This is a genomic window from Flavobacterium sp. (genome assembly GCF_046317795.1).
In the GTDB taxonomy this organism is placed as follows: domain Bacteria; phylum Bacteroidota; class Bacteroidia; order Flavobacteriales; family Flavobacteriaceae; genus Flavobacterium.
This window is the reverse complement of the sequence record NZ_JBKCVI010000152.1, coordinates 1-4,983: the sequence shown is the minus strand read 5'-3', so window position 1 is coordinate 4,983 and position 4,983 is coordinate 1. Positions and strand designations below refer to the sequence as shown.

Genomic DNA, 4,983 nt, shown 5'->3' with positions numbered 1-4,983 from the left:
ATAGTTAAGAAACCACAAACAATAAACCATAAACAATAAACATAAAATTATGAAAGTAACACAACACCTAGACAACGCCAACGGAAAACCCTTATTTTCTTTTGAAATTTTACCTCCTTTAAAAGGACAAAACATCCAATCTATTTTTGACAGTATTGACCCATTAATGGAATTCAATCCACCTTTTATAGACGTAACCTATCACCGTGAGGAATATGAATATAAAGAATTGCCAAACGGATTGTTGCAAAAAAAAATTGTAAAGAAACGTCCAGGTACGGTTGGTATCTGTGCGGGAATTCAGAATAAATACGCTGTAGATGCTATTCCACATATATTGTGCGGCGGGTTTTCAAAAGAAGACACCGAGAATTTATTGATTGATTTGGATTTTCTCGGAATTGAAAATGTAGTAGCACTTCGAGGCGATGCCCTGAAAACCGAAACCTATTTTCATCCAGAAAAGGATGGGAATGAGTATGCTACCGATTTGGTCTTGCAAATTAGTAATTTGAACAAGGGAATTTATTTAGACGAGGATTTACAAAACTCGGCGCAGACTAATTTTTGTATTGGAGTTGCTGGCTATCCCGAAAAGCATATGGAAGCCCCAAGTTTGGATAGCGACATACATTTCTTAAAACAAAAAATTAAAAACGGAGCCGATTATATTATTACGCAAATGTTTTTTGATAATAAAAAGTTTTTTGATTATGTAGAAAAAGTTCGTGCCGCCGGAATAACCATTCCTATAATTCCAGGTTTAAAACCAATTGCAACCAAGAAACAATTGAATTTAATTCCCCATCGATTTTCACTAGAATTACCTGATGATTTGATTATGGCTGTAGTAAAAGCAAAAGATAACGACGCGGTAAAGCAAATCGGAATAGAATGGTGTACACAACAAAGTAAAGAATTAGTCGCTGCTGGAATTCCAGTTTTGCATTATTATTCTATGGGAAAAGCCGAGAATATTAAGGCGATAGCGAAAGAAGTTTTTTAAAGAAACAATAAATTAATAGTTTTATCGTTATTGTTTTAAACTACATAAAATGAAGTACGTTTTATCGATTATTTTTTTAGGATTACAACTTACGGTTTTCGCTCAGGAATATTCCTTTTTAGCTGCCTCAAGCAAGAAAATAAAGGAAAAGGAATATATCACGTATTTAAATGATAATATTGGCAAATTAGACAGTATTCAAAAAACAACGAAATGGTTTTTAGAAGACGGAACTACTTTCAATCAAAAATACTCTGATTCTGTTTTTAAATCAAAAGAAGGGTATCGATACAGCACAAAATTGTATCGTGATACGATTAGCAATAATTTCAGTTATGTATTGTACAAACGTGACAAAGCAGAAGTAAGAGAAACCAATAGAGATTTCAATGATTACATCAAAGCCGATGAAAAAAACCGCAAGAAACTCAAAAAATCGGGTATTGACGAATTGACTTTAACGGATATAAAAGGGGAAGTGCATTCACTTGAAACATTAAAAGACAAGATAATACTTATTGATTTTTGGTTTATAAATTGCGGTCCATGCATCAAAGAAATTCCCGATTTGAATAAGCTAAAAGCTGAATTTGAAATGGATGAAGTTGAATGGTTTGCAGTGACTTATGACCCAAAAGAAAAAGTAGAGCGTTTTCTAGAACGTTTAAAATTTGATTATACCATTGTTCCCGATAGTAAGCATTTAACCGACCGATTTGATATCCGATTCTATCCCACAACTTTGATCATTGATGAAAATAGAAAAATTGTTTATACCGGTAAATTTGGAACTATGAATGGTCGAGTAAACGAAATTAGAGAGGCACTCAATAAACTAATTAAATCAAAGAAGTACGCCGTAAAAGCTGGTCCAGCAACACAAATTGAAGAAGATTAAATGTTTTTTAAAATAAATAACTAATCAATCTTTTAGAATTTAAAATAGTTCTTTTTGTAAAGGATTTTTTAAAAATGTTTTCTTAAAATATTCAGTTATATTTGTGACTTAAATTTTTTGAATGAGGAAGTTTTACCTTATTTTTTTGTTTTTTTCTTTTTCGATTTTTGGCCAAAATAAAAATCCTTTCACCCTAGACGTATCACTGTTAAGAGGAAATGCTTTGCCACATACAGAAGATATGTACCATCTAGTAAATGGTCATCCGGATGGGATAATGGTTAATTTTGGCAAAAGAACTGACGGTTCCAAAGAATGGCATCAAGCTTATAATTATCCTGAATATGGAGGTTATTTTTTGTATCAAGATTTTAAAAGCCAGCCATTGGGACAAAACTATGCTGTAGGTGCTTTTTATAATTTTTATTTTTGGAAAAGACAACTTCAATTCAAAATTTCTCAAGGAATTGCATTCACTACCAATCCTTATGACAAAGTGGACAACAGCAAAAACAAAGCATTTGGCAGTAAATTAATGGGAAATACCAATTTCGGATTTACCTATGATAACCAAACACTTTTCAAAAACATTGGTTTTCACGCCGGAATTTTATTTACGCATTATTCCAACGGAAGAGTAAAATCGCCCAATAGTGGCATTAATACTTACCTTTTAAATGTTGGTGTTAATTATAATTTTTCGAAAGATTTTAACCGAATTGCAGATACAACTCTAGTCAAAAAATCATACAAGGAACCAATAAAATATAATGTTATTCTTAGAACAGGTGTCAATGAAAACCCTATTGTCAATAGCGGACAATTTCCTTTTTATCACATAGGGTTTTATGCCGACAAAAGATTGAATAGAAAATCAGCGCTACAATTTGGTGCCGAATTGTTTTTAACACAATCCATCAAAGAATACATAAAATATTTTTCAGTTGCCTATCCAAATCAAAATGTTGACCCCAACACCGATTATAAAAGAATTGGAGTTTTTATTGGTCACGAATTAATAATTAACCGAATTTCTCTCGAAGCACAACTTGGATATTATGTGTATCAACCTTTCAAAAAGGATATTCCAATTTATGATAGAGTGGGTATAAAATATTATTTTACCGATAAAATATTTTTAGGATTTACAATTAAAACGCACCTTTTTTTAGCTGAAGCATTGGAATTTGGAATTGGATATAGAATTTAAAATTAAAATCATGAAAAAGTTATCTTTATTACTATTCGTATTCATTACTTTCAATTCCTGTGAAAAACCAAGCGATTGCATCGAAAGTTCGGGAACAATTATTACCAAAGACATTCCTGTAACTAATTTCAAAAAAATAAAAGTATATCGCGGCATTGAAGTGATTATTACGCAAGGAACAGAATACAAAGTTCAAATTGTTGCCGGCGAAAATTTCATTGATAATATTGAAGTAAATCAAAATGGTGACCAACTTATTTTCAAAGACAATACCAGTTGCAATTGGGTTCGGGATTATGGTCAAACCAAAATTTTAGTCACAACGCCAACATTGGAAGAAATCTATTCGAAAACCGATAGGAATATTAGTTCTAATGGTGTTTTGAGTTTTACAAACTTGACAGTTTTGTCGCTAGATAAAGATGCCGATGGCGAAAGCGGAGCTGGAACAGGAGATTTTATCTTGAATATCAATAATTCCACCCTGACTATTGGCAATAATAATGTATCACGGTTTTATCTTTCGGGACAAACGATTAACGCCAATTTTAATTTCTATTTTGGCGATGGCAGAATTGAAGCTCAAAATTTAATTGCACAAGATATTGGTGTTTACCATCGCGGCTCAAACGATATGATTGTGAATCCTATCCAAAGTGTAACTGGTGTTTTGAACAGTACAGGGAATTTAATCTTGAAACATGTGCCAATTATTGTAGATGTTGAAGTATTGTATCAGGGGAACGTAATTTATCCTTAAAATTATAGTTTGCACAGTCTCAGTTTTCGGTTTTTTTGATTGTAAACTGCTACTGAACACTACTTCTTAGTTTTTTCCCTAAAAATCTGTTCCAAATTTTTACTTTTCAAACTAATTTGAAGTGTTTTCAATCCATTGTCATGAGCAAAGTCGAATACTTTTGGACGCATGTCTTCTTCGGTATTGAAAGTCAGTAACCAAATGTTGTCAACAGTATTTTTATAGGTTTTAATGTTTGTTAAATTTGCCAATAAAGTTTCATCGATAGTTTTATCAAATTCCACTTCTATGATTTGTTCTTTTTCCTCAGAAACTAATTTGTTTAATTTTTTATCGGTTACAATTTTTCCATTATCAATAATAATGACACGGTCGCAAATAGCTTCCACTTCCTGCATGATGTGCGTAGAAAGAAAAACGGTTTTGTCCTTACCCACGTTTTTGATTACATTTCTAATTTCGACTAATTGATTGGGATCTAAACCTGTTGTTGGTTCATCTAAAATCAAGACATCTGGATTGTGTAAGAGTGCTGTTGCTAGTCCAACTCTTTGGCGATACCCTTTGGATAATTGTCCAATTTTCTTATGACTTTCGGGGGTTAAACCTGTTAACTGAATCACTTCTTCAATTCGGGATTTTGCCACTCTATAAACATCAGCATTGAATTCCAAATATTCGCGAACGTATAAATCCAAATACAATGGATTGTGTTCGGGTAGGTAACCTACAGAAAGTTGTACCGCTTTTTGGTCTTCAGAAACATCACTCCCGTTTACCGAAGCAGTTCCTTTATCAGCATGGATAAAGGTGGTTAAAATTTTCATTAAAGTAGATTTTCCCGCACCATTTGGACCAAGAAAACCAACGATTTCTCCTTTTTTGATAGAAAAAGAAACATTGTCTAGCGCTTTTTGAGCACCATAACTTTTCGAAATATTTTGAACTTCTATTGACACTTTTCACGATTTGGAACAAAAGTAAATAATAGTGGAGGATTTTTTTAACAAAATTAAATCTTTTGTCAAACTTTAACCCAAATAAAAAGAATAGAAACCAACTTATGATGACTTTAGAAGAATAGGTTATAAATTTGTAGCAGCAAATTT

Annotated in this window: 5 protein-coding genes; 4 read left to right on the top strand and 1 reads right to left on the bottom strand. The window is 32.3% G+C overall.

All coding sequences use genetic code 11. The features are described 5' to 3' along the window. The first annotated feature begins 49 nt into the window (after positions 1-49). The 4 genes from metF to ACK5ON_RS09150 all read left to right on the top strand — a co-directional run bounded on the left by metF (position 50) and on the right by ACK5ON_RS09150 (position 3,874). A complete protein-coding gene (metF, locus tag ACK5ON_RS09165; RefSeq protein WP_396175042.1) occupies positions 50-1,006 on the top strand; it encodes a methylenetetrahydrofolate reductase [NAD(P)H] in 957 nt (318 codons plus the stop codon). Positions 1,007-1,055: 49 nt separating this feature from the next. Then, positions 1,056-1,904 (top strand): peroxiredoxin family protein, encoded by an 849-nt coding sequence (locus tag ACK5ON_RS09160; protein WP_396175040.1) that lies wholly within the window; start codon positions 1,056-1,058, stop codon positions 1,902-1,904. A 121-nt stretch (positions 1,905-2,025) separates the two neighbouring features. Beyond that, positions 2,026-3,114 carry an acyloxyacyl hydrolase gene (locus tag ACK5ON_RS09155; RefSeq protein WP_409821859.1) on the top strand — a complete coding sequence of 363 codons (1,089 nt, stop codon included), beginning with the start codon at positions 2,026-2,028 and terminating at the stop codon, positions 3,112-3,114. A gap of 10 nt (positions 3,115-3,124) precedes the next feature. After that, entirely contained in the window at positions 3,125-3,874 is a 750-nt protein-coding gene (locus ACK5ON_RS09150; RefSeq protein WP_409821857.1) for a head GIN domain-containing protein, read from the top strand. A 59-nt stretch (positions 3,875-3,933) separates the two neighbouring features. Here the strand turns inward: ACK5ON_RS09150 and gldA are convergent, their stop codons facing one another. Then, on the bottom strand, positions 3,934-4,833 hold the full coding sequence (gldA, locus tag ACK5ON_RS09145; RefSeq protein ID WP_396175936.1) for a gliding motility-associated ABC transporter ATP-binding subunit GldA: 900 nt from the start codon (positions 4,831-4,833) through the stop codon (positions 3,934-3,936). Between the last annotated feature and the right edge of the window lie 150 nt (positions 4,834-4,983).